Origin of the sequence: Peribacillus simplex (assembly GCF_001578185.1) — a bacterium.
Taxonomy (GTDB): Bacteria; Bacillota; Bacilli; order Bacillales; family DSM-1321; genus Peribacillus; species Peribacillus simplex_A.
Genome location: NZ_CP011008.1, coordinates 2087798 through 2110892, shown reverse-complemented (window position 1 = coordinate 2110892; position 23095 = coordinate 2087798). Strand labels below are relative to the sequence as shown.

Genomic DNA, 23095 nt, shown 5'->3' with positions numbered 1-23095 from the left:
CTAATATAACTTAGTTATTCCCTGTAAAATACCTGGGAGATTTACCTTAACGTTCGTTTCACTTTCAAGATAAGGAAGGCTAGTCACCCATTTTCCATTATCTAGATTAAATTGTTTTCTCTTATTTTCAATTTCTTCATCGGTCAACCATTGAAGAGTATTGGATGGGCAAACACTTGCACACATTGGCGGGATACTGTCTTTTGTCCGGTCGATACATAAATCGCATTTATACATTAGGTTTTGTTCAGTGTCAAATTTCGGTATTCCGTATGGGCAAGCAATCGTACAATTTTGGCAGCCGATACATTTTTCAACGAGTGCTGATAATACGGCACCTGTCTCATGGATTTGGATTGCCTGGGCCGGACAACTCCTTGCACAGGCCGGATTCACACAATGAAGGCACATAAGAGGCATCGTTTGCCGATTAACCAGAGGGTTTACATCATATACATAGTTTCTGTTCCTCTCTTCATGCCCCCCGCATTGTGTACAAGCCGCTAGGCATGACCGGCATCCTATACAGTTTTCAAGTTCTAAGTAGAGCCTCTTTTTCATTTATTGCACCTTCTTTATTTCGACTTTTTCCATTTGAGCTGCACAGACTTTAAATTCCGGCATACGGGAGATTGGATCAAGCGCTGCAATTGTTAATAGATTGATAGATTGCTCGTGGCCAAAGTGGTATGGAACAAATACAGTGTCTTCACGAATGGCTTCTGTAATTTTCACTTTATAGATTGCCTCGCCTCTTCGGGTAAATAGACGGACTTTATCTTCATTTTCCAAATTGTATTTTTTTGCTAATTCCGAATGTGCTTCGACATACGGTTCCGGACACATATCGCGCAGGAACTGGATTCTTCTCGTCTGGTTCCCTGATAGATAATGGTAAACGACACGTCCAGTTGTTAAACGAAGCGGATATTTTTCATCTGGCTCCTCAGCAGGGGGCCGATAAGGAAGCGCACAAATTTTCGCTTTACTGTCTGCGTGATAGAATTTTTTATCCAGGAACATATGCGGCGTTCCCTTGTCATTGTCATCCTTACAAGGCCAAAATACTCCGTCCTGTTTGTCAATCTTATCCCAAGTAGCGCCGTAATAATCGGCATTTCCGCCTTTACTAGCCAGTCTGAATTCATCTGCCACATCTTTTGCAGTTTTCAAATGGGAAAAATATCTTCCTCTCCCAAGACGTTCTGCAAGCTCTACTTGTATTTTCCAATCGGGCTTAGAATCTCCGATAGGTTCTTGTGCCTTATTTATCTTAATAATTCGTCCTTCAAGGTTTGTAACTGTTCCTTCATCTTCTGACCACGTTACAGAAGGCAGGATAACATCCGCAAACTCTGCTGATTCAGAAAGGTAGAAATCCGAACACAACATAAAATCCAGGTTTTTCATCGTACTTCTGACGAAATTTAAATTCGGCGCAGATACTGCTGGATTAGAACATAGCAGATACAATCCGCGGATCGTTTTTTGTTCCATCAGTTCAAACATTTCATAAGCAGAAACACCCGGCTGAGGCATTTCTTCCGGAGTGATTTTCCATACTTTACAAACTTCCTCTACATGTTTAGGATTTGTAATTTTCCTGTATCCTGGCAATAAATCCGCTTTCTGACCATGCTCCCGACCACCCTGTCCGTTTCCTTGACCAGTGAATGTTGCTACACCAGACTTCGGACGGCCAATCTTACCTGTTACAAGCGCCATGTTTGTATATCCAGATACATTGTCAACACCCTTATGCTGTTGTTCAATTCCACGGGCAAACATGACAACTGCATTCGGTGCTTTTCCATAAATCTCTGCTGCGCGAATGATCTTTTCCGGTGCAACACCTGTAAGCTCACTCGTATATTCCGGCGTAAATTCTTTTACTAGCTCTTTTGTTTCTTCAAATCCGTTTGTATGATTATTAATAAACTCTTCGTCAGCATAACCATTTTGAATTAATAAATTTAAGATTCCATTAGCAAGGGCAAGATCCGTTCCCGGTTTCAGGTCAAGGTGCAGATCTGCTCTTCTCGCAATAGGCGTTTCGCGGGGATCCACCACGATAATGTAACCGCCTCTTTCTTGTACGTTCCAGACACGAAACATAGAAGTTGGATGGCATTCTGCTGTGTTGCTTCCTGCAATAAATAAGCAATCTGTTTCATGAATATCTGTCCAGGGTAATGTTGAACCTCTATCTACGCCGAAAGAACGAAGGAATCCCCCGGCCGCACTTGACATACAGAAACGGCCATTATAGTCGATGTAGCGTGTTCCAAGAGCCACACGTGCAAATTTTCCTGTTAAATAGCATTTTTCATTTGTCATTGATACGCCACTGAAAACGGATAATGAATCTTTTCCATATTTTTTTTGAAGCTCACTGAATTTTTTCGCGATTAAATCATATGCTTCATTCCAGCTTGCTTCACGAAAGCCTTCCTTTGTTCCCTTTAATGATGCATCATCACGAATAAGCGGTTTTAAAATACGATCATCATGGTTCGTCTGCTGGTAAGCTGTGACCCCTTTTGGACACATTTTTCCAACCGTTACAGGCCAGTCATAACGTGGTTCAACCCCAATGATTTTATTTGTCGCTCTATTTACCCTTAAATTCATTCCGCACTGCATTCCACAATACGCACAATGCGTTTTGACCAATGTTTCATTCGGGTGTATCACATTCTCCACTTCTTTAAAAAACTTATCCCTTTGCATTCTGGTTTGCCTCCTTAACTTTTAGCTCATGGATAGGGAAACCGGAAAATTGAGCAATCCGGTATTTTCTTCGACAAGGTAGGCACATTTCAGCGAGATGATGGCCTTCCTTCGTTTGAAATTCGATATCATTCACGCCGAGAACCTCTACGACATCTTTTGATTGTTCTGATGAAACAAACTCATCACCACATACTTTGCATCCTTTCATGGATTGTTCCGCATAATGCTCTCTGTAGTTTCTTGCAAATACACTCAGTGGGCGGAAAGGTATGTGAGCAAGTTTTCCGAACGGAAGATAAATCAATGTAATAATGACTGACCACTGATGAATCAGGGACATAGCTGGCTGTCCAGTACCATGCAAAAAGATGTTCATGAACGTTAATGCCAATCCTGTAACACTGACTAATAACAGCATATATAATGGAAGAAAGTCATACATGAATTTTTGTTCTGCTCTTGCCTGCATATTTTTCAAGCGGCGGTAAAGTGCCATGCATACTCCCGTGATAACCATTACAGCAGTAATGTTCAGAGCGTTATATGATAAGTCCGCAATGATCCCATCAGCTGGTACTGTTATTACCTTGATCCCCATTGCGATGATGTTGTAGTAGCCATTGTCGTCCATGGTGAAGTACATCCACCCAAAAACTAGAGGGAATGTCACAAAACAGGAAAGAATACATCCCCAGCCGATTAGAACGTGCTGAGTCCATCGGTAAATTCCCCTATTCCAGATGAAATTGTATGTTGCTAAATGTTCAACCGATGTTTTAGGCGTTGATTTTTTAAATAGAAGTTTGATGCCTTTTTTTATGAAAATCTTTGTTGGCGGCCTTTCTCCCCATGCGATAAACCTGTAAAAGAACCCCCCAATAAAAATAATCGTCCCCACCATATAGCCATAAAGGTTTAAATCTACGTGTGTAAACATTCTCGTGCCAAAAAACGATAAGGTTACAAGTCCGCAAACTGCTAGAAACATAGACTTGGCAAAATGTGATGCAAAAGCATTATCCATTGATTTTCCTGTTTTTTGATTTGCTGCTACTTTTGCCTGCATTACTATTCCTCCTCATTACAATTACCATACCTTTATTGTAAGAGGTGCCCCGATTTTTCCATATCGGGGAACTTCCCCATCCTAAGGGGAAAATTCCCCTATCTTTGAAAATAAAAAAAACAGTTCTAATGTGCAGAACTGTTGTACTATATTTCAATTAAATTTTCTCTTTTCAAATTTTTATCTTGTAATGGAGGAGAACCGTTGGAAGTTTCTCTTAATATTAGCTTTTTAGGAGAATGAACCAAAAAAGAAAGAACCCTAATATTAAGAGTACTTTCTTCCTTTTTGTTACTTCTTGATGAAGTAACTATATAACCTGCTGTTTTTTTAGGGCTAATGAAATCGAAACCTTCAATTCTTTCAATTGTTGTTCTTTTTGAAGGAAAAGCTGCTCGGCTTCTTTTAAGGTTACTCGTGAAAATTGAATGGATTCCCCTGGTTTGATCTGGGCGATCATTGGTAAATCTGCCGTAATAACCTGAGCTATCTTAGGGTATCCTCCCGTTGTTTGGCTATCCGCAAGGAGAATGATCGGGTTTCCATCAGGAGGAACCTGAACAGAGCCGTTAGTTACTGCTTCAGACAATAGCTCACGTTTCTCGTTTAACTCAAGCAAAGGGCCAGATATCCTATAGCCCATACGATCAGATTGGTTTGAAACTTTAAACAAATTCTCTGTAAAACTGACTTTACTGGAGTCCGTAAAATAATCGGATTGGCTTCCATCTATGAAACGAATAGCTGGCATGCGACTTGGCATAAACTCCTTATCATTGACAAACCACTTTGGAGCGGTGAACGATTCCTTAAATTCCCGGTTAATTAGAATAGTAGAAGTTACATTAAAATCCACAACATCATCCACTTTTAACGCTCTTCCTTTAAAGCCGCCGATTTCCCCTCTTAAATATGTGCTTTTACTATTCATAACTGTAGAAATAGCGTATCCTCCCGCAACAGACAAATAAGACCTACAACCTGATTTACACCCTTCAAATCGAAGAATGGTGCCTTTTTTCACATAAACAGGCTTCCACATTGGTACAGTCTGACTGTCAATAGTAGGTGATAAATTTCCACCTGTTATCGCGATCAAGCAATTTTTTTCTATTTTAAGTGTCGGACCCATTAACGTAATTTCCAGGGCCGCTTCACCTTCTTTGTTACCAACTAACATATTGGCAATTCGAAGGGAATATGGATCCATTGCCCCGCTTATAATCACCCCATGTTGCTGAAATCCTTTTCTTCCAAGATCCTGAATACTAGTTAATAATCCCGGCTTGATTACACGCAGGCTCACTATACCCCCTCCTTTAGAATCATTTCTTTATACTCTTGAGTAGAAATTGGATGGAATTTCACAATGTCTCCTGCTTGTAATAAACTTGGGGGATCTACATTTGGCAAGAATAGTTTGGTTGGCGTTTGTCCGATTAATTGCCATCCACCAGGTGTTGATATAGGATATACTCCCGTTTGCATACCAGCAATTCCTACTGCCCCTGCAGGAATGGTCATTCGGGGAGAGGAACGCCTAGGCGCTGAAATTTTTTCTGATAGTCCACCGAGAAATGGAAAGCCTGGTGCAAATCCAATCATATAGGCCAAATACTCGCCGTTTGAATGAATATGGACGACTTCATCAGTAGTTAAATTATTATAACGGGCTACATATTCCAAATCAGGGCCATATTCATTCCCATAACACACGGGAATGGACACCGTTCGATGTGTGAGCTTTTTATCTTCTTTTAAATCCTCTAATTTCGTTTCCAAGATCGAACGTACCACTTCATAGGGAGAAATGGTTTCAGTTTCATTGCTTTGTTTTTGATTCTTATAGATAACTAGAGGGTCGTAAAAAACCGTCAAATTAGTAAAAGCCGGCACACATTCTATAAATCCAGCAAAAGGTTCATCTTCAAGCAAATCCATAAACATTTTAATTTTTTTGTGGATGCCGTATTTCATTTCATTCCCAAATGTAATCACGATTGCGGAATCGCCTAAGGGAGACAGTACGCATGTAGTTTTATTCAAAAGCTTTTCCGGCATAGAACTCATCTCTTTCTGTCTATTATAAAACGCCTAATTTTTCATCACGAATATCCGTTATAAACATATATCCTGGTGCATGCGTAATCATAATCGACGGTTTGGTTTCCATTGCGATAGATTGAGGCGTTACACCACAAGCCCAGAAGACTGGCACTTCTCCTTCACGAATCGTTACTGCATCACCAAAATCAGGTTGCTGTATGTTAGAAACGCCAATCGCCTCCGGATCTCCAATGTGGATTGGACCACCATGAACAGCAGGAAAACGCGATGTAACTTGAGCCGCTCGCACGACATCTTTTTGAGGAATCGGACGCATGCTCGCTACCATTTTCCCGTGAAATATCCCTGCTTCAATACATGAAATATTCGTTTTATACATTGGTACGTTACATTCCTCTTCAATGTGACGAATCGATATATCATTATTCAAAAGGGCGTGTTCGAATGTAAAGCTGCACCCAATTAAAAATCCAACCATATCATCTTCCCAATAGTCTGAAATATCCGTTACTTCTTCCGCTAATTCACCATCTTTATATACCCGATATTTTGGAATATCTGTACGTATATCAGCAGACTGGGCAGCAAATTTAGGAATAGGAGAACCAATCTCCGTTACGTCTAGAAGTGGACAAGATTTAGGATTACGCTGACAAAATAATAAAAAATCAAAAGCATGTTCTTTTTTTAAAATTGCAAGGTTTGCTTGTGCATAACCGTTTGCGATTCCAGCAGTTGGTTTAATCCATTCATTGTTGCGGATCATTGCGCGCCATTCAGCCGGAGTTGCTTGCGAAAGATTAATCATATTAACATCTCCTATAAGTAACTAGCAGTTTTTCACAAACTGCTAGTCGTATGAATTAGATTGAATCTTTTAGTTATTAAAATAGTGATGGCAGTTGATTAATCAAAGTATATCCGCCCATTAACGCCATAACAATTACCACGAACACACCAGAAATCGTTAACCATAAAGGATGTTTATAATCACCCACAATATTCTTCTTATATGCCGCAATTAAAAGTGTACCAAGTGCAATTGGTAAAATCAGACCATTGATTGCCCCTACTACAAGCAGCACTTTAACCGGTTTGCCAATTAACATAAAGCAAAGTGTTGAGACGACTATAAAGCCAATTATAATCCAATTAGCCCTTTTATTTATTTTTTCACTGAATGTTCTGATAAACGACACAGAAGTATATGCAGCGCCAACTACTGATGTGATTGCTGCAGCCCACATAACAATACCAAAGATTTTATAACCAACATTTCCAGCAGCAAGTTGAAAAACGGATGCCGCAGGGTTTCCTGAATCAATTTGCAAGCCTTTAGATACAACGCCTAGAACTGCTAAAAATAAAGCAATCCGCATAACTGTGGTTATTAAAATCCCCATTACTGAACTCTTTGTGACTTCTGGCAGTGCTCCTACACCTTTTACGCCTGCATCCAATAGACGATGTCCACCAGCAAATGTAATATAGCCACCTACAGACCCCCCAACCAAAGTAACAATTGCGATAATGTCAATCTTATCAGGGGCGAATGTCTTCACTACTGCTTCTCCAATTGGAGGAGCAGTTGTCCATGCAACATATATCATCAAACAGATCATAAAAAAGCCGGCAATTTGTGTAAAGCGGTCCATCGCTTTACCCGCTTCTTTTACAACAAAAATTAATATTGCAATAACTGCACTAATTGCTGCTCCAGTTGTAGGGGATATTCCTGTCATCGCATTCAGACCAAGTCCAGCACCTGCGATGTTCCCTATATTAAATGCGAGCCCTCCCATAACAATGAGTGCCGCTAGAACATAACCCAGGCCTGGAAGAACCATGTTTGCAATCTCTTGTCCCCGTTTTTCAGATACAGCAATAATGCGCCATACATTTGTTTGTGCAAAAATATCAAGAATTACTGAAATTAGAATTACAAACCCAAAACTCGCTGCAAGACTTTGGGTATAAACAGTTGTCTGCATTAAAAAACCCGGTCCTATGGCTGATGTTGCCATAAGAAATGCTGCACCTAGTAATAATGTCCGGTTAGTTTTTGGCTTAGAATGATCTTTTTTCTCGTCAGGTATATTTTTAATTGGCTCCAATGGAATCTGCCTCCTAGGTGTTTGTAATTTTTATTTAGAAATAGACTTAACTGTAATTTCAGATATTTCTAAGGATTTTTTTACATGACGAGCAAAGGTTAAAGCATGTGTTCCATCCCCATGAATACAAATGGTATCTGCCTTTAAAGTCACATCAGTCCCTTGCTGTGACAAAACCTTTCCTTCTTTAACCATTCGAACTACCTGTACAACAGCATCATCATCATTTTCTATCATTGCATGCGCTTCCATTCGAGAAGTCAATGAACCATCTTGTTGATATGTCCGATCCGCAAACACTTCACTAGCCGTTTGTAAACCAATCGTCTGTCCAGCACGTATTAATTCACTTCCAGACAGGCCAAATAAAATGAGCTCAGGATTAATCTTGTATACAGCCTCTGCAATGGCAAGGGACAACCCTTTACTCTTTGCCGCCATATTGTACAAAGCACCATGTGGTTTAACATGTTGCATATTCCCGCCTTCAGATTGCAAGAAGCCATTTAATGCACCTATTTGATAGACAACAATATCATAAGCTTCCTGTGGAGAAATATTAATATTGCGTCGGCCAAAACCAATTAAATCTTGTAATCCTGGGTGGGCACCAATTTTTACATCTTTCTCTAATGCAAGTTGAACCGTTTTTCTCATAACGGTAGGATCGCCAGCATGAAATCCACACGCTACATTGACAGATGTTACAAAATCCAAAATCTCTGCATCATTTCCAATTCGATATGTGCCAAAGCTCTCACCTAAATCAGAATTCAAATCAACTGTATTCATTGTACACTCCTCCTATTTACAGAAATTTCGAACAATAAAACTTATAAATATGTAGAAAAAAATAAGTATTTCACTTTCAACAAATTCCGAAATTCGGAATTACCGTTTCATATTTCGGAATATTCTTATTCTATCATTTTTTTTTTATTTCGACAATACTTTGTTAGATAACCTAACATATAGTTAGATTCAAAATCTGAATGGTAGAATATTAAGAAATAATAAAAAAACCATTGTTTCCTATAATAAGGAAGCAACGGTCTTGATTACAAGTTTAAAGGGAAATGTATATAATTACATTCGATGCGAAACGGAAAGGACTTATTTTATTTGGCTGTTTTCACATACTTTGTTGCTATTTACCAGGTAGTGAGTTGTGGTTGATTTCCCCTCCAGATGCTCGCTTTCCTTGGTGCGGGCGGTGAGCCTCCTCGGCGTAAACGCCTGTGGGGTCTCACCTGTCCCGCTGCTCCCGCAGGAGTCTCGCACTTCCGCACCAATCAACCTTAAATAGTTTCGTTTTAAAAACAACAATCTTTACGAAAAGAGCCTTTTATTTAAATCGATTTATAGAAAATACTGAGATATCATTCTCACTCTTACCTGAAATAATAAGGTCACTTAAAATCTCTCCAATAACACTACTGAATTTAAACCCGTGCCCTGAGAAACCTGCTGCAATAGCAATGTGTGGATAATTAGGATGTGTATCCACAATAAAGTTCTCATCTGGTGTCATTGTATAGATGCAGCTTTTTCCATGTTTTATTTTTTGACCGGTAGGCATAAATTGTTGTAGAAACTGTACCAAATCCCCCTCATCTTCATCCAATACACCAAACCGTGCTATAGAATCATCGGGATTAATGTAATTTCCTCCATCATGTCTTCCTACTTTTAAACCACTGTCATTTATACTTGGAAAGCCATAGTATGTACCTACAGACGTATCAAAAGTGAAGGCCGGGAAATTTTTGTAATTATATAATTCATTTGCTTCAAACCATGCAAATGTTTTTCTGATTGGGGCTAGAGGAACATGTAAGTCTAACATTGCTAAAAGTTTTGGTGACCATGCTCCTGCTGCAACAACTAAAGCTTCTGCGTAGAAAGTCTGTTCATCAGTTTTGATCGTGACCCCATTACTATGAACAAATATCTTCCTTACTTGGCTATTCACAATGATGTTAGCACCATGTGACTCCGCAAGTTGTTGATACGCTCGAATACACTCTTCACTTTTTAACACACCCGAAGTCGATTCAAAGCAACCAATATAATCTTCTGGCAGTGAAATACCTGGCCACCTTTTATGGATTTGATTTGAATCCAGGATATCTAAAGGTAAATTAAATTTTTCTGAACTCGCGATTACTTGATTAATAAATGTGGATTTTTGACTGCCAGCATTCAGTACACCTGTTGGAAGAAATAACTGTTTTCCCGTAAGTTTTTCTAAGTCATTCCATAGTTTTTGTGATTTAAGTGCCAAAGAAACATATTCTTCACCTTCTCCATAGGCATGTCTAATAATTCTTGTTTCTCCATGATGACTGCCTTTATTATGAGGAGGGACAAAAGAGTCTAATAATAATACCTTTTGTCCATTTTTAGATAGAAAATATCCTGCCGACATTCCCATAGATCCAGCTCCAATTACAATTACATCATAATGCATTCTTTTCTTTCCTCCTCCCAATTTTGATGATTGGATATTTTCGAAAGTATAGGTTGTGATAAAACTGTGCTTTCAGCTATAAGCGTGCTGAAAATAAATAAATTCCTAACTTAATGAAAAAGGGAGCCGCTTTACTGAGATTGGTCAGAGTAAAACAGCTTCCACTATAGTTTTTAGAACTCAATTTCACCAATCGCCATTTCGACTAGATTGACTATCTCTCCTTCATGAATTTGCCCATAAATCGTTTCAATATCAGGATAAAAAAATCGATCTTCCTTTACCATCGGGACCTGGTCGCGTATTAAATAATCGGTGAAGGTTTCCCGCAGCTGTATATTGTGGAATCATGTAGCCGCTATTTTACCCTGGATTTACTACTAAGAAATTAGGAAGTTCACTAAGGTGATGGTTTACTAGGGGCATCGTCAATTGTGAATCTTTGTTCGTTCAAAGAATCTCTCCATTTTTTGATTTTTCAGATATATAAATTCAAAAAAATACCATTATTTCAATTATCCGGTAGCACCCCTGAAGTTTTCAGTTCACATAAAATAATGATATTTTGCCGACCCTACCAAATAAAGAATGTACACCTGCATGCAAGTTAGAAATTTACTTACAGGTAGTTTTTCATTTTATGGTTAAGACTAATACTATAATGAAATTACAGCAATGAAAATTATAAAATACTATTTTTTTATAATTTATATCAAATCATTCTAACTTTTTTGTCTTTTTAATTAAGAATATATAGTTTCAAGGTTTGACAAATTGTTTATCATTGAAATAAATGACTACACTAAGGATTTTACAGCCTTCTATTACCTCAAATTTTTCCCTTGCTTCCTTTTCTGTGTAAAACTCAAACATTTTAAAACCATTCTTCGAATGGATAGTGATTATCCATATAATATCTCCTCCACATAGAAGGGTTTATTCCACGATTCCCTTAAAATACCTTTACTTGATCTTCACTGTAAAGCGGTAAAGTGTTTAACGCTGACAATGGGTAGGATGATAATCCACCATCCTACGATTCAGCACTATTACATGTTGACAAGTACTTCTATAGCCCATTCCATCCGCTGGATTTCCGACTTCAAGCGAACCTACCTTTTCTTGCTGTTGATTGCACAAGCAGTATTGTATGTTACCGCCGTAAGTGCTTCAGCAGGGGTAAAACGCATCGCGATTCATGCCAGGTTCATGACAAGAGGCTTAGAAAAGTCGGCGGCGAGGGTCCGGGATTGCAATCGGTCTAAATGGCAACAGCTACACCTTCCTCAACCATTCAGCGTCCTTGGGCCGCATCTTCTCTTAAATTCAAAGCTGTGGCTGGAAGCAAGCGGGCAATGGTTCCTGACTTAGCCATGACTTGAATCCCTCTTCGGAAGCCTTTAATAAATGCTCAGCAGAAATAGCCCCTATTTTGGCAGCTAGTTCCGCGCCCTCGTTTGGTTCTATTTCATCAGCATGAATTTTAGGATCAATCCGTACTTTTTCCCGGCCTTTAAAATACCCTCTGATTGTTCAGGGGTAAAGACTCCCTTTTCACAAAAGCCATCAATCATTGAATTCAGCAAGCTTTTCTTCAGAGAAGATTGGAAGCATATCATTAATCAGATGATCGACAAATTCATCCTCATGGCCCTTATAATCCTTGGGAACCGCATGGGCTCTCATAATAGTAGGAACTGGGTCAATCGGATGCTCTTCCTGTTACTTCTTCTGAAATGAAGCAACGGCTTTTTTATTCTTTTTAAAGTGAAATGAAATAAATATTAAACATAATCTGTTATCAATACACACATGATGACTTATCTTAGCTAACCAGATTATGGGTAGTTTCAGATGAGTTACCTTGTTTGCCTGGTTTCACGAAAACCATGGCTATCATGCCAATCGTTACGGCTATTGAAGCTGCGATAAACATGGCATTATATCCATATATGGCGACAAGACTTCCTGTTAGGGTTGGGGCAATAATAGTCGCTAGATTCGCAATAAAATGAGTTACTCCCCCAAAAGTTCCTGCTTTATTTGGTTCTGTATCCAGAACCACAATCCAATAGATGGAATTTGGTAAATAATTAAAGGCATTGCCTATACACATTAATGCAAGTACTGCTGCAGCACTCTCGACAGTTGGGATCAACATAAAACAAACAGCTGTACAAAATAAGGATGCTACTGTGAACCAAGATCTGGCAATACGTAAATTCCCTGTTTTTCTACGTAATATATCGGAGATTTTACCACCTAATAGTCCAGTGATAATAGCTCCTACCCAGGGAATCATACCAATATATGAAAGAGAAGAAAGTGAATAATTAAATTCATCTTGCAGATATTTTGGGGTCCATGTAAGTAATAAAATATTTACATATAAAAAGGCAAAATATCCAATGGCATTAAATACTAACGTAGGGTTTTTAAAAAAATGGTACCATGGCACATTTATTTGTTCGTCTAATTTCGTCTCACCTTTAATTAAAATATCTGCTCTTCGAATTTCTTCTAGTTCGGGTTTCGAGACTCTTGGATGATCTTCAGGTAAGTTTGTAAATACTTTATTCCAAATTGCTACCCAAATAAAGCCTAATATACCGAGAATAACAAATGTTACTTTCCAGTTAGTGAATGTTAGAAGACCTACTACGATGGGTGCAGTAATTAATGCTCCAATTGGCGTTCCAACTAATCCAAGTGCTACAGCAAACCCTTTTTCTTTAGGGGATACCCAGTTTGCCATCGTTCGGTTCATCGTTGATAAGGTAGGTCCTTCAGCAAACCCAAATAATACACGAAATACAGCAAATCCTGCTAATGCTGACCCTCCAAAAAATGCTGCACCTATGTGACCTGCGAATATTGTCCCGATTTCAAAAAAAGACCATGTGGTTCCAGCAATAATCCACATGAATTTCGGGCCTTTTTTATCTGCCAATGCTCCTCCAAATAGTGCGCCGAATATATAACCATATCCAAAGTAACCTAGTATTGCTCCCCAACTTACTGGATCTAAATTGAACTCCTTGATGATTTCAGCTTGGGCATATGAAAGTGCACCTCTATCAATATAATTAATGATTGTAATAAGAATAATCATAAAAATGATAAAATAACGATAGTTATTTCTCAACATGTAATCCCCGCCTTGATGTTTATTAGAGAGTGGCATTACTTACTGATTTTAAATATAAAAACAGTAATCCTGCCCATTATCTAGTTTTTTTTCATGTTGTAAGGTATCAAAGCCTTTTTACATCCACTGAAATTTCAGCGGATGTAAAGAGGCTCCTGATACACTGATTGAACTCCATCAAATGGCTGTATCATGAGAGATACGGTCAAGCAAATGATTGGCGATGGGTATGGCTCTCTTCTTTTAGTGAATTTTATAGACCAGTCAGGCTTTTGGATACAGCCTTCACTCTATCATTCACAACTTGAACACCCTTTTTCCATACGGACTTAACGTGATTAACTCCAAATAAATATTGCAATTCCTGATAGTTTTCTACATTCCATAAAACGACATCGGCTTGTTTTCCGACTTCAAGCGAACCTACCTTTTCTTGTCTGTTGATTGCACAAGCAGCATTGTATGTTGCCGCCGTTAGTGCTTCAGCAGGGGTAAGCCGCATCGAGATGCATGCCAGGTTCATGACAAGAGGCATAGAAGTCGTCGGCGAGGATCCAGGATTGCAATCAGTCGAAATGGCAACCGCTACACCTTCATCAACCATTCGGCGTCCTGGAGCCGCATCTTCTCTTAAATACAAAGCTGTGGCTGGAAGCAAGCAGGCAATGGTTCCTGACTTAGCCATAGCTTGAATCCCCTCTTCGGAAGCCTTTAATAAATGTTCAGCTGAAATCGCTCCTATTTCGGCAGCAAGTTCTGCTCCACCGTATGGCTCAATTTCATCGGCATGAATTTTAGGGATCAAACCGTACTTTTTTCCCGCCTTTAAAATACGCTCTGATTGTTCAGGGGTAAAAACCCCCTTTTCACAAAATACATCATTGAATTCAGCAAGCTTCTCTTCAGAGACAATTGGAAGCATATCATTTATCAAATGGTCGACAAATTCATCCTCACGGCCTTTATAATCCTTTGGAACTGCATGGGCTCCCATAAAAGTAGGAACAAGGTCAATCGGATGCTCCTCCTGTAACTTCTTCATCACCCGCAATTGCTTTAACTCAGTTTCCAAATTCATTCCGTAACCGCTTTTACCTTCTACTGTAGTCACGCCATGAGCGAGAAACGAATCAAGACGCCTTGTGGTTTGTTCCATCAACTCTTCTTCACTTGCTTCCCGGGTCATGCGGGTTGTTGCATGAATGCCCCCGCCCCCGTTCATTATGTCCATATATGTTGCACCTTCAAGACGCATTTCAAATTCACGCTCACGACTCCCGCCATATACAACATGCGTATGGGGATCAACTAGCCCTGGCGTCACTAAATGGCCAGAAGCATCGAAAACTTCAGCTTCATGCATTCTATCTGCATAGAGTTCTTCCAATTCCTTGGTCGTACCGATCGCTTGGATCAAACCAGATTCCATCCATATGCTTCCATCTTCAATCAACCCCAGCTCCGACATTGCCTCTTTGGAACGAGGACCTTTCCTATCAGAGGTAAGGGTAGCAAGTTGAGTGGCATGTTTTATCCAAATTGGTTTTTTCATTGTTTATCAATTCCTTTATTAAGCATTGGGATATTAATTCCTCTTTCACGGGCTGTTTCCTCTGCCAGTTCATACCCTGCATCAACATGACGCACTACGCCCATCCCAGGATCCGTTGTCAACACTCGCTCAATCCTTGCTCCTGCTTCTTTGGTTCCGTCTGCCACAATTACAACGCCTGCATGCATGGAGTAACCCATTCCTACGCCGCCGCCATGATGTACGGAAACCCAGGTTGCACCGCCCACTGCATTCACCATTGCATTTAAGATCGGCCAGTCAGCTACTACATCCGAACCATCCTTCATGGCTTCCGTTTCACGATTTGGCGAAGCAACAGAGCCTGAATCCAAATGGTCACGCCCAATTACTATCGGGGCCTTCAATTCACCGCTTGCAACCATATCATTTAGGATTTTACCAAAACGGGCGCGCTCCCCATAACCAAGCCAGCATATGCGGGACGGCAGGCCTTGGAACTGGATTTTTTCTTGAGCCATCCTGATCCAGTTACATAAATGTTCATTATCAGCGAATTCGCGTAAAATCGCTTGGTCTGTTTTATAAATGTCTTCTGGATCACCAGATAAAGCCACCCAGCGGAATGGACCTTTACCTTCACAAAATTGTGGACGGATATAAGCTGGAACGAAGCCCGGGAAGTCAAAAGCATTCTCTACCCCTTCATCTTTCGCAACTTGACGGATATTGTTGCCATAATCAAACGTCACGGCTCCTTTTTCCATCATTTCAAGCATCGCCCTTACATGTTTGGCCATTGAAGCTTTAGAGAGTTTAATATACTCTTCCGGATTCGCATTCCGTAATTCTGCCGCTTCCTCCATAGACAAACCTGAAGGTGTATATCCATTTAGCGGATCATGGGCGGAAGTTTGATCAGTCAGGACATCCGGAATAAAGTTCCTTGCGATCATTTCAGGAAGAAGATCGGACGCATTCCCAATCAAACCGATAGATAAAGCTTTTCCAGCAAGTTTTGCTTCTTTAGCTAAACGAATGGCTTCATCCAAAGAATCCGTTTTCACATCGGTATAACGGGTCTCAATCCTCCTGTCAATTCTTGTCTCATCAACATCGATCCCGATACAGACACCACCGTTCATCGTAACTGCTAGCGGCTGTGCCCCCCCCATTCCGCCTAAACCTGCAGTTAGAGTAATGGTGCCTTTTAACGAGTTATTGAAATGTTGTTTAGCAAGCTCGGCAAATGTCTCGTAAGTACCCTGAACGATACCTTGCGAACCAATATAAATCCAGCTACCAGCTGTCATTTGCCCATACATCATCAATCCCTTTTTATCAAGTTCATGGAATGTTTCCCAGTTCGCATACGCCGGGACGATATTTGAATTTGCAAGCAGGACACGTGGTGCATCCGTATGCGTTTTAAAAATGGCCACCGGTTTCCCTGATTGGACCAATAAAGTTTCATCTTCTTCAAGCTCTTTTAGTGATTTGACGATTGCATCAAAGCATTCCCAGTTACGAGCTGCTTTCCCAATCCCTCCATATACCACCAAATCTTCTGGACGTTCTGCGACTTCAGGATCCAGATTATTCATCAGCATTCTAAGCACTGCCTCTTGTTGCCATCCTTTCGTATGCAAATCAGTACCTGTATAGCGGATAACCTTGTTTGTAATCGTGTTCATTTTTATTTCCCCCTTGTTTTTGTTATATTTTCATTCTATATGAAAAATTCAGAATAATTTATTATAATTTAATGATTATTTTATAAAATAAATCAAAGTTTTGTAGTTAACTTTACTTTTTTATGAATGGTATTAAAAATTTAAAAAAGGACGATTCAATATAACTGAATCGTCCTTTTTTATAATCCAGACCGATAAGCTGATGGAGTACAAGCTTCAAGCAGTTTGAATTTGGCATTGAAATAGGTTTGATGTGAATAACCGGCTAATTGTGCGATTTCCTCCAATGATAAATCCGTTTCCTTTAATAAGCGTTTAGCTTCCCTAATTCGAACTTGATGCAGCGTATTGCGAAAAGACTCGCCGGATTCAGCCGCAAAACGACGGCTGAGTGTGCTTTTATTGACACGCAGAGTATCTGCACAGGTCGCTAGATTCCATTGGGCGTCCCAATAGTTGGACTCGATCAGCTCTCTTGCTTTTTCGCTAAGTGTGCGAGCTCCTTCCTGTAATTGCCCATGATCCTGCAGAAGTAAATGGGTGGTGAACGCATGCAGCTCTTTTACTATTTGATGAATGACTGGTTTATGGACGATTTGCTGAAATACGTCATAGTATATTGCTTCTAGAGATGCATTTTGCAAATTATATGATTTCATATGCCTACGGATCTGCGCAAGAACGCTTGTAAGGCGAATACGAACGATTTCTGGGTCAGGGTATGGTTGTTGAAAAGTAAGGAATTCACGTTCGATCCAGTTCCTGATAGCTTTTGCATCCCGTCTTTCAAGCATTTCTATCCAAAGTCTTTGTTCAAGGGGAGTGAGGAATGGATCCATCTCCTGAGGCGAAGTTTGTTGACTTTCGACTAAAATGATATCATATCCATCGAAAAAGATTTGTCTTGTAAATTCACGTGTTTGCTGGTACATCCTTTTTAAAGATTCATCAGGATTTGCCGCTTTTATTATGATGGCAAGAGGCTCATCCATTCTTTCTTTCCAGTGAGCCAGGAACGCTTGGTATTCTTCCTTATATACATCAGTTTCCTTTGTTTCCTGGACGCATAAAATAAAATCCGATAAAGCGAAGATTTGATTCTTCCCAGTAAAAGAATATCGTTGCAGTTCATCATAAACTAAAGGAAGGGTCTTTTTATCAGGTGTCAAAAATGCCACCATGGTTATTCGACTTTCATGTCTCCGGTCTGTCAAGAAGAAATCAGGATAACCGATATCAAGCGTTTTCTCACCATGCATGGCGTTTGTCGAGAAAAGACCTTGATCATTTCTCAATTGAAAACGCAATTGTTGGATATGCTTTACCAAATCCGCTGAAGAAAAAGGACGGAATAGAACATCTTCCGCACGAAAACGCAAGGCCCGATAAGCTGTTTGAAAGATTCGCTCAGATGAAATGCCTAACCATCGAATTCCCCTCCGCTTTAACGAAACACCCATCGCCTCACTTTCATCCGTCCAAATATCCATATCCAAAATAACGAATTCCGGTTGCTGATTACGAATTCCCTTTTCAAATTCTTCAATCGTTTTCCATAAGATCAGTCTAACTCCCGTTAGGTGCGACTCGATTATCCAACGAATTCCTTGAGCCTCAATCTCATCTTTTGCCACCAAATGAATTTCCACATCATCCCCCCATTTCCACCTCATATTCCTTTCATCTAATAAATATGAAGTCAGCCTTTGAAAGAAAAGGAATCCCAGGTCTTTACAAAGTAACTTGTATCTAATCTCCATTCTAATCCCGCCGAATACTTCAAACAAGTCATATTAAGCAGAACCTGCGATTAGGTTAATCTTGACATGCTCAAACGTTATTTTATATCCATGGAAGGTACCATATCTAACACGTTATTAGCGGTATAACTATATGAAAATATTAAAAAAAGACCATAGAAACTTGTGGTTTCCAATGATGTTTCTTTTTTTAGTTTTCAGTTAGATCTGTTATAAATGATTAATATTGACTTCAACTTCTTTAATGGTGTTTTCTTCTGAAGCACTTGACAATTTTAATGATAATAGAGTGATGACCCCTATCACAAGTAATCCTGATAAAATAAACATACCTTGAGTAAAGGCAACAGTTCCAAGAATCATCGGCCCTACAAAACCGCCTAATGCTGCAAATGAATTGACTATGGCTATGCCAACTGGTGCAGTGGACTCAGTGAAGAAAAATGTCATATAGGCAAAGAAACATCCACTGAAACCGTATAACCCGAATGATGTAATCGTTAACATCAGCACCATCATAAAGACACCATCTGAAAAGCCGCACCCGATAAATCCGGTAACTGCTATCAGGAGACAAACAAGCAAGTGTGGTTTATGTGCATTCGTCCGATCAGAATTCCAGCCAACAAATATAACCGCAGGTATACCGACTAACGAAGGAATCATCGCTAACCAGCCTATTTCTAAATTGGTTGTTGCATTTTCCGATAAAGATTTTATGATGGTTGGCATCCAGAATGACAATCCATAGATAGATGTGTACCCAGCGAAATAAAAAAGTGACAACTTCCAGATTTTCGAATCTTTCAGCATATCAAGCTTAGTGACTTTATTTATTTTCGAGCTTACTTTTCTTTCAGCACTCAACTCCCCTTCTAACCAATCGCTTTCTTCCTTAGATAACCATTTAGCGTTAGTGGGTCTATTAGTTAAATAGAAAACAACAACAACTCCAATAATAATGGCCGGAATCCCTTCAAGGATGAACATCCATCTCCACCCTGCCATACCGAACCAGGAAATATTGTCAAGAATCCATGTCGACACAGGTGCACCAATCAATCCGCCAATCGGTAAGGCTAAAAGCAGGGCCGCTGTTGCCCGTCCTCTTTCACGGGCCCTGAACCAATATGTTAAATACAAAATTATACCAGGGAAAAATCCAGCTTCGGCGACACCTAATAAAAAACGGAGAATGTATAAATGCATCGTTGTTTGCGCAAAACCTGTTAATATGACAACAAGTCCCCACGAAATCATTATACGGGCAATCCATATCCGAGCTCCCACTTTATGCATGATCATGTTGCTTGGAACTTCAAAGAAGAAATAGCCAATAAAGAAAATACCGGAAAGCAATCCAAAAACCTCAGCGGATAAAGCTAATTCTGCGTTCATTTGTAAAGCAGCATAGCCTAAATTGACCCTGTCCAAGTATGCAATGCTATAAAGGATCAAGATAAATGGAAGAATGCGTCTCATCGTTTTATTGATCGTTCTTTTCTCTATTTCACCACTGAAATGATTCATGATTATTTCCTCCCTTTTCAAGCTACCCTTTCCCAAAAAACATACGATTATAGCGGACCTTTCCTTGCTCCCCGACTCTCTGGTTCAATCCCGATACCACCAAATTCAATACCGCCTCCCCTCCATTTACATTCATTGAACCCAACAATATTATTAAACGAGTCCATATCCACAGGATAAAATAACCCTTCGTTCATGAAAGTTACTGATTGGATAGAGATCTTTAGGAAACTTTAAACACCCTTTTCACCCATTTTTAGAAAAACCTCTTGATTTCATTGGATTAACATCCCCTCATACATGATCCAGAACGTCCGAAAGCGCTTTCATAATGTCCCAAATGAAATGAAGAAAGCGTTGTGATTATTCATAATTTACGATAGATTAAATAGACTATCCGCTCTCTAACTTGACTGTAGTCTGATATTAAACTACACAGGAATATTCTGTCAATTATCCCTCGGATATTTTTCCATGATTGATCCAAGAAAGAAACAGCATAGGGGAGAAAAGACTCGTGAAGAAATTTTAAAAATATCCTTAAAGATATTTAGCGAAAAAGGTTATGATAAAGTTACAGTTGACGAAATCGTGAAAAAAGCCTCACGTCAAAAGGGTCATTTTACCAACACTTTTCAGCAAAATCGGATATTTTTTTAGTAGGGTTCACAGAAGTCCATGAATACTATTGCGAAGTCTTCCATTCTTTTCCGGATGATACGGAAATTGATGTGTTTTTCTGGAAGAAGAAAATGAAAGTGATTTACTTGTCCGCATTAGATAAAACAGCTGACTGTTAAATGAATATTAATCCCAGCAATCTCACTGAACGGTGTGGTAACTCCATTATTCTATAAAGTTCATACATTTTTATTATTTCACTTGAGTGTCATACAGTTTTAACGAGGAGTCGAAAGCTAGTTATATGAAACGATTTTTCTTTATCATCCTATATGCAGTATTATTTGGTTTTTCCCTGCAGGCCTTCCAATTCAAGCTTGACCACCCTATTGCAGAAGATATCAGCCGGCTGATGCCAGTTAAAATGAAAGCGATAAATGCAGAAGATAGTGAAGAAGCAATCAAAAAGGTCGTTTTGGAAGCTGCAAAAAATGATGATCCCATTTCCATTGCCGGTATGCAGCATAGCCAAGGGGGACAGACACTATATCCAAAAGGCATCCTGCTTGATATGAAGCAATATGATAAGATCCTTGATTTGGATGTAAAAGAAAAACGCATCACGGTAGAAAGCGGAGCAACCTGGGCTGATCTACAGAGATATATCAACCCATATGGACTTGCACTGAAGGTCAGTCAATCCCAAAACATTTTTACCATAGGAGGTTCTTTGAGCGTTAATGTCCATGGCCGCGATATCCGTCATCATGCCTTGATAGAAACCGTGGAATCTTTTAGATTGCTTAACGCGAAAGGACAAATCCTGACGGTGAGCCGCGAAGAAAATCCTGAGCTCTTCTCTTCGGTTATTGGCGGATACGGTTTATTTGGAGTGATACTTGATGTGACACTCGACCTTACCGATGACGAACTTTATAAAATTAAAACTAAATCACTCCATTATGATGAATATACATCGTATTTTAAAAGAGATGTTCTTCAAAACGATGATGTCAAAATGCATCTGGCAAGAATATCTGTTGCTCCTGGCTCCTATTTGGACGAAATGTATGTAACGGATTATTATAGGGCAAATGACCAAGCACAGCTATCAAACTACAATACTCTCAAACGGGAAACGATCGTTGCCGTGCCTAAATTCTTTCTTGGTCTATCGCGTTATAATGACTGGGGTAAAAAAAGGTTTTGGGAAACTCAGGAGACTTACACGGCCAATATTGATGGTAACTTGGTTTCCAGGAACAATGTGATGCGGTCGGATTCTGCCTTTATGGATTACAGCAATCCCTCCAAAACTGAAGTGCTGCAAGAATACTTCGTTCCGATTGATCAATTTGCTGATTATATCGATGATCTAAGAAAAACTTTATTCGATGAAAAAGATTTTAATTTATTAAATATTACAATTCGTTATGTGGAACATAATGATGAATCACTCATGTCCTATGCCAAAGATGATATGTTCGCTCTTGTAATGCTCATCAATCAAGGGACAGATAACGAAAGTAAGGAAAATACGGGAAGGGTCATCCGCGACATGATCAATGTGACGCTTGACCATAATGGCAGCTACTATTTGCCCTATTATGGGTATCCAACCAAGACACAATTATTTGAAGCCTATCCGCGTACTAAGGAATTCTTTCAATTAAAAAAGAAATATGATCCTGATAACCGCTTCATGAATCTTTTCTATGAGGAGTACCATCCATGAATTATAAACGTTTCGTTTTTTACCAAGGCACTGTTGGAATGGCTGCCAGCATGATCTTCCCTTTTTATATTTTGCTAATCAAAAATGTAGGTACCAGCTATTCGCAATTCGGATGGGCATATGGCATATTCTCACTGACTGCAGCACTTAGTTACCCTTTAATCGGAAAATTAACGGATAAAGCCGGTGACAAAGCATTTCTCCTTATCTATTCATGGGGGATGGCACTTATCCTTCTTGCCTTTCCTCTCGCATATGAAATTTGGCATGTCTATCTCCTGCAGATTATTATGGGGGTTCTTGGGGCTGTTCAAAAAAACACTGAAAAAACGGTACTTGCAAGGTATGTTAAGAAAACAACAGCGGGTAAGGAAATTGGAAACTACCATGTTTGGACATCCATTGGTGCTGCAGCTGCCGTGATTGCAACCGGATATTTAGTCGACTTTTTAACGATTGGAAGCATCTTTTATCTTGCATCCTTAATGTTTGCCTGGAGTGGATTTATTATAATGAAGATGGAGAAAAAAGCTTCACTATCTAATGCAGAATAAATAAAAACATAAGGATTTATTGCTGGTTAGCGATAATAACTTTTTAGTAAAAGAAGCATCTGCTTAAACCTC

Annotated in this window: 17 protein-coding genes and 1 pseudogene; 3 read left to right on the top strand and 15 right to left on the bottom strand. The window is 39.5% G+C overall.

Translation table 11 applies throughout. The features are described from left to right. The 15 genes and pseudogenes from UP17_RS09905 to UP17_RS09835 form a co-directional block, all read right to left on the bottom strand. Complete coding sequence (locus tag UP17_RS09905; RefSeq protein ID WP_061462858.1) at positions 1 to 561, bottom strand: 4Fe-4S dicluster domain-containing protein; 561 nt, start codon at positions 559 to 561, stop codon at positions 1 to 3. Then, positions 562 to 2730 (bottom strand): molybdopterin oxidoreductase family protein, encoded by a 2169-nt coding sequence (locus tag UP17_RS09900; protein WP_061462857.1) that lies wholly within the window; start codon positions 2728 to 2730, stop codon positions 562 to 564. Then, positions 2717 to 3799 (bottom strand): hypothetical protein, encoded by a 1083-nt coding sequence (locus tag UP17_RS09895; RefSeq protein WP_061462856.1) that lies wholly within the window; start codon positions 3797 to 3799, stop codon positions 2717 to 2719. The genes UP17_RS09900 and UP17_RS09895 overlap by 14 nt, the downstream gene beginning before the upstream one ends. A gap of 310 nt (positions 3800 to 4109) precedes the next feature. Further along, entirely contained in the window at positions 4110 to 5105 is a 996-nt protein-coding gene (locus UP17_RS09890; protein ID WP_061462855.1) for a 5-oxoprolinase subunit C family protein, read from the bottom strand. Further along, the gene (gene pxpB / locus UP17_RS09885; RefSeq protein ID WP_155727290.1) at positions 5105 to 5869 is read right to left on the bottom strand and encodes a 5-oxoprolinase subunit PxpB; all 765 of its coding nucleotides are present in this window, start codon (positions 5867 to 5869) and stop codon (positions 5105 to 5107) included. Before pxpB ends, UP17_RS09890 begins: the two co-directional genes overlap by 1 nt. 13 nt (positions 5870 to 5882) lie before the next feature. Beyond that, a complete protein-coding gene (locus tag UP17_RS09880) occupies positions 5883 to 6674 on the bottom strand; it encodes a putative hydro-lyase (RefSeq protein ID WP_061462853.1) in 792 nt (263 codons plus the stop codon). A 76-nt stretch (positions 6675 to 6750) separates the two neighbouring features. Further along, entirely contained in the window at positions 6751 to 7890 is a 1140-nt protein-coding gene (locus UP17_RS09875) for an NRAMP family divalent metal transporter (protein ID WP_155727518.1), read from the bottom strand. Between the two features lie 120 nt (positions 7891 to 8010). Continuing rightward, entirely contained in the window at positions 8011 to 8772 is a 762-nt protein-coding gene (locus UP17_RS09870; protein WP_061462851.1) for a LamB/YcsF family protein, read from the bottom strand. Between the two features lie 553 nt (positions 8773 to 9325). Continuing rightward, positions 9326 to 10450: an N-methyl-L-tryptophan oxidase gene (gene solA / locus UP17_RS09865; RefSeq protein WP_061462850.1), complete on the bottom strand. Its 1125-nt coding sequence runs from the start codon at positions 10448 to 10450 to the stop codon at positions 9326 to 9328. 1083 nt (positions 10451 to 11533) lie between these two features. Then, a pseudogene (locus UP17_RS28710) lies at positions 11534 to 12169 on the bottom strand (amidohydrolase family protein); the annotation flags it as partial. Positions 12170 to 12275: 106 nt separating this feature from the next. Beyond that, a complete protein-coding gene (locus tag UP17_RS09855) occupies positions 12276 to 13598 on the bottom strand; it encodes an MFS transporter (protein WP_061462849.1) in 1323 nt (440 codons plus the stop codon). Positions 13599 to 13851: 253 nt separating this feature from the next. Beyond that, positions 13852 to 15150 (bottom strand): imidazolonepropionase, encoded by a 1299-nt coding sequence (gene hutI / locus UP17_RS09850; protein WP_061462848.1) that lies wholly within the window; start codon positions 15148 to 15150, stop codon positions 13852 to 13854. Beyond that, positions 15147 to 16823, bottom strand: coding sequence for a urocanate hydratase (gene hutU / locus UP17_RS09845; RefSeq protein WP_061462847.1), 1677 nt, complete (start codon positions 16821 to 16823; stop codon positions 15147 to 15149). Before hutU ends, hutI begins: the two co-directional genes overlap by 4 nt. Before the next feature lie 179 nt (positions 16824 to 17002). Further along, the gene (locus UP17_RS09840; RefSeq protein WP_250211788.1) at positions 17003 to 18496 is read right to left on the bottom strand and encodes a helix-turn-helix transcriptional regulator; all 1494 of its coding nucleotides are present in this window, start codon (positions 18494 to 18496) and stop codon (positions 17003 to 17005) included. Positions 18497 to 18793: 297 nt separating this feature from the next. Continuing rightward, positions 18794 to 20113, bottom strand: coding sequence for an MFS transporter (locus tag UP17_RS09835; protein ID WP_061462846.1), 1320 nt, complete (start codon positions 20111 to 20113; stop codon positions 18794 to 18796). Between the two features lie 474 nt (positions 20114 to 20587). Between UP17_RS09835 and UP17_RS09830 the strand changes: the two genes are divergently transcribed. The 3 genes from UP17_RS09830 (at position 20588) to UP17_RS09820 (ending at position 23023) form a co-directional block, all read left to right on the top strand. Continuing rightward, on the top strand, positions 20588 to 20773 hold the full coding sequence (locus tag UP17_RS09830; RefSeq protein WP_061462845.1) for a TetR/AcrR family transcriptional regulator: 186 nt from the start codon (positions 20588 to 20590) through the stop codon (positions 20771 to 20773). A gap of 265 nt (positions 20774 to 21038) precedes the next feature. Continuing rightward, positions 21039 to 22469 (top strand): FAD-binding oxidoreductase, encoded by a 1431-nt coding sequence (locus tag UP17_RS09825; RefSeq protein WP_061462844.1) that lies wholly within the window; start codon positions 21039 to 21041, stop codon positions 22467 to 22469. After that, positions 22466 to 23023, top strand: a complete 558-nt coding sequence (locus UP17_RS09820) for an MFS transporter (protein WP_061462843.1) — start codon at positions 22466 to 22468, stop codon at positions 23021 to 23023. The genes UP17_RS09825 and UP17_RS09820 overlap by 4 nt, the downstream gene beginning before the upstream one ends. Positions 23024 to 23095: the final 72 nt, after the last annotated feature.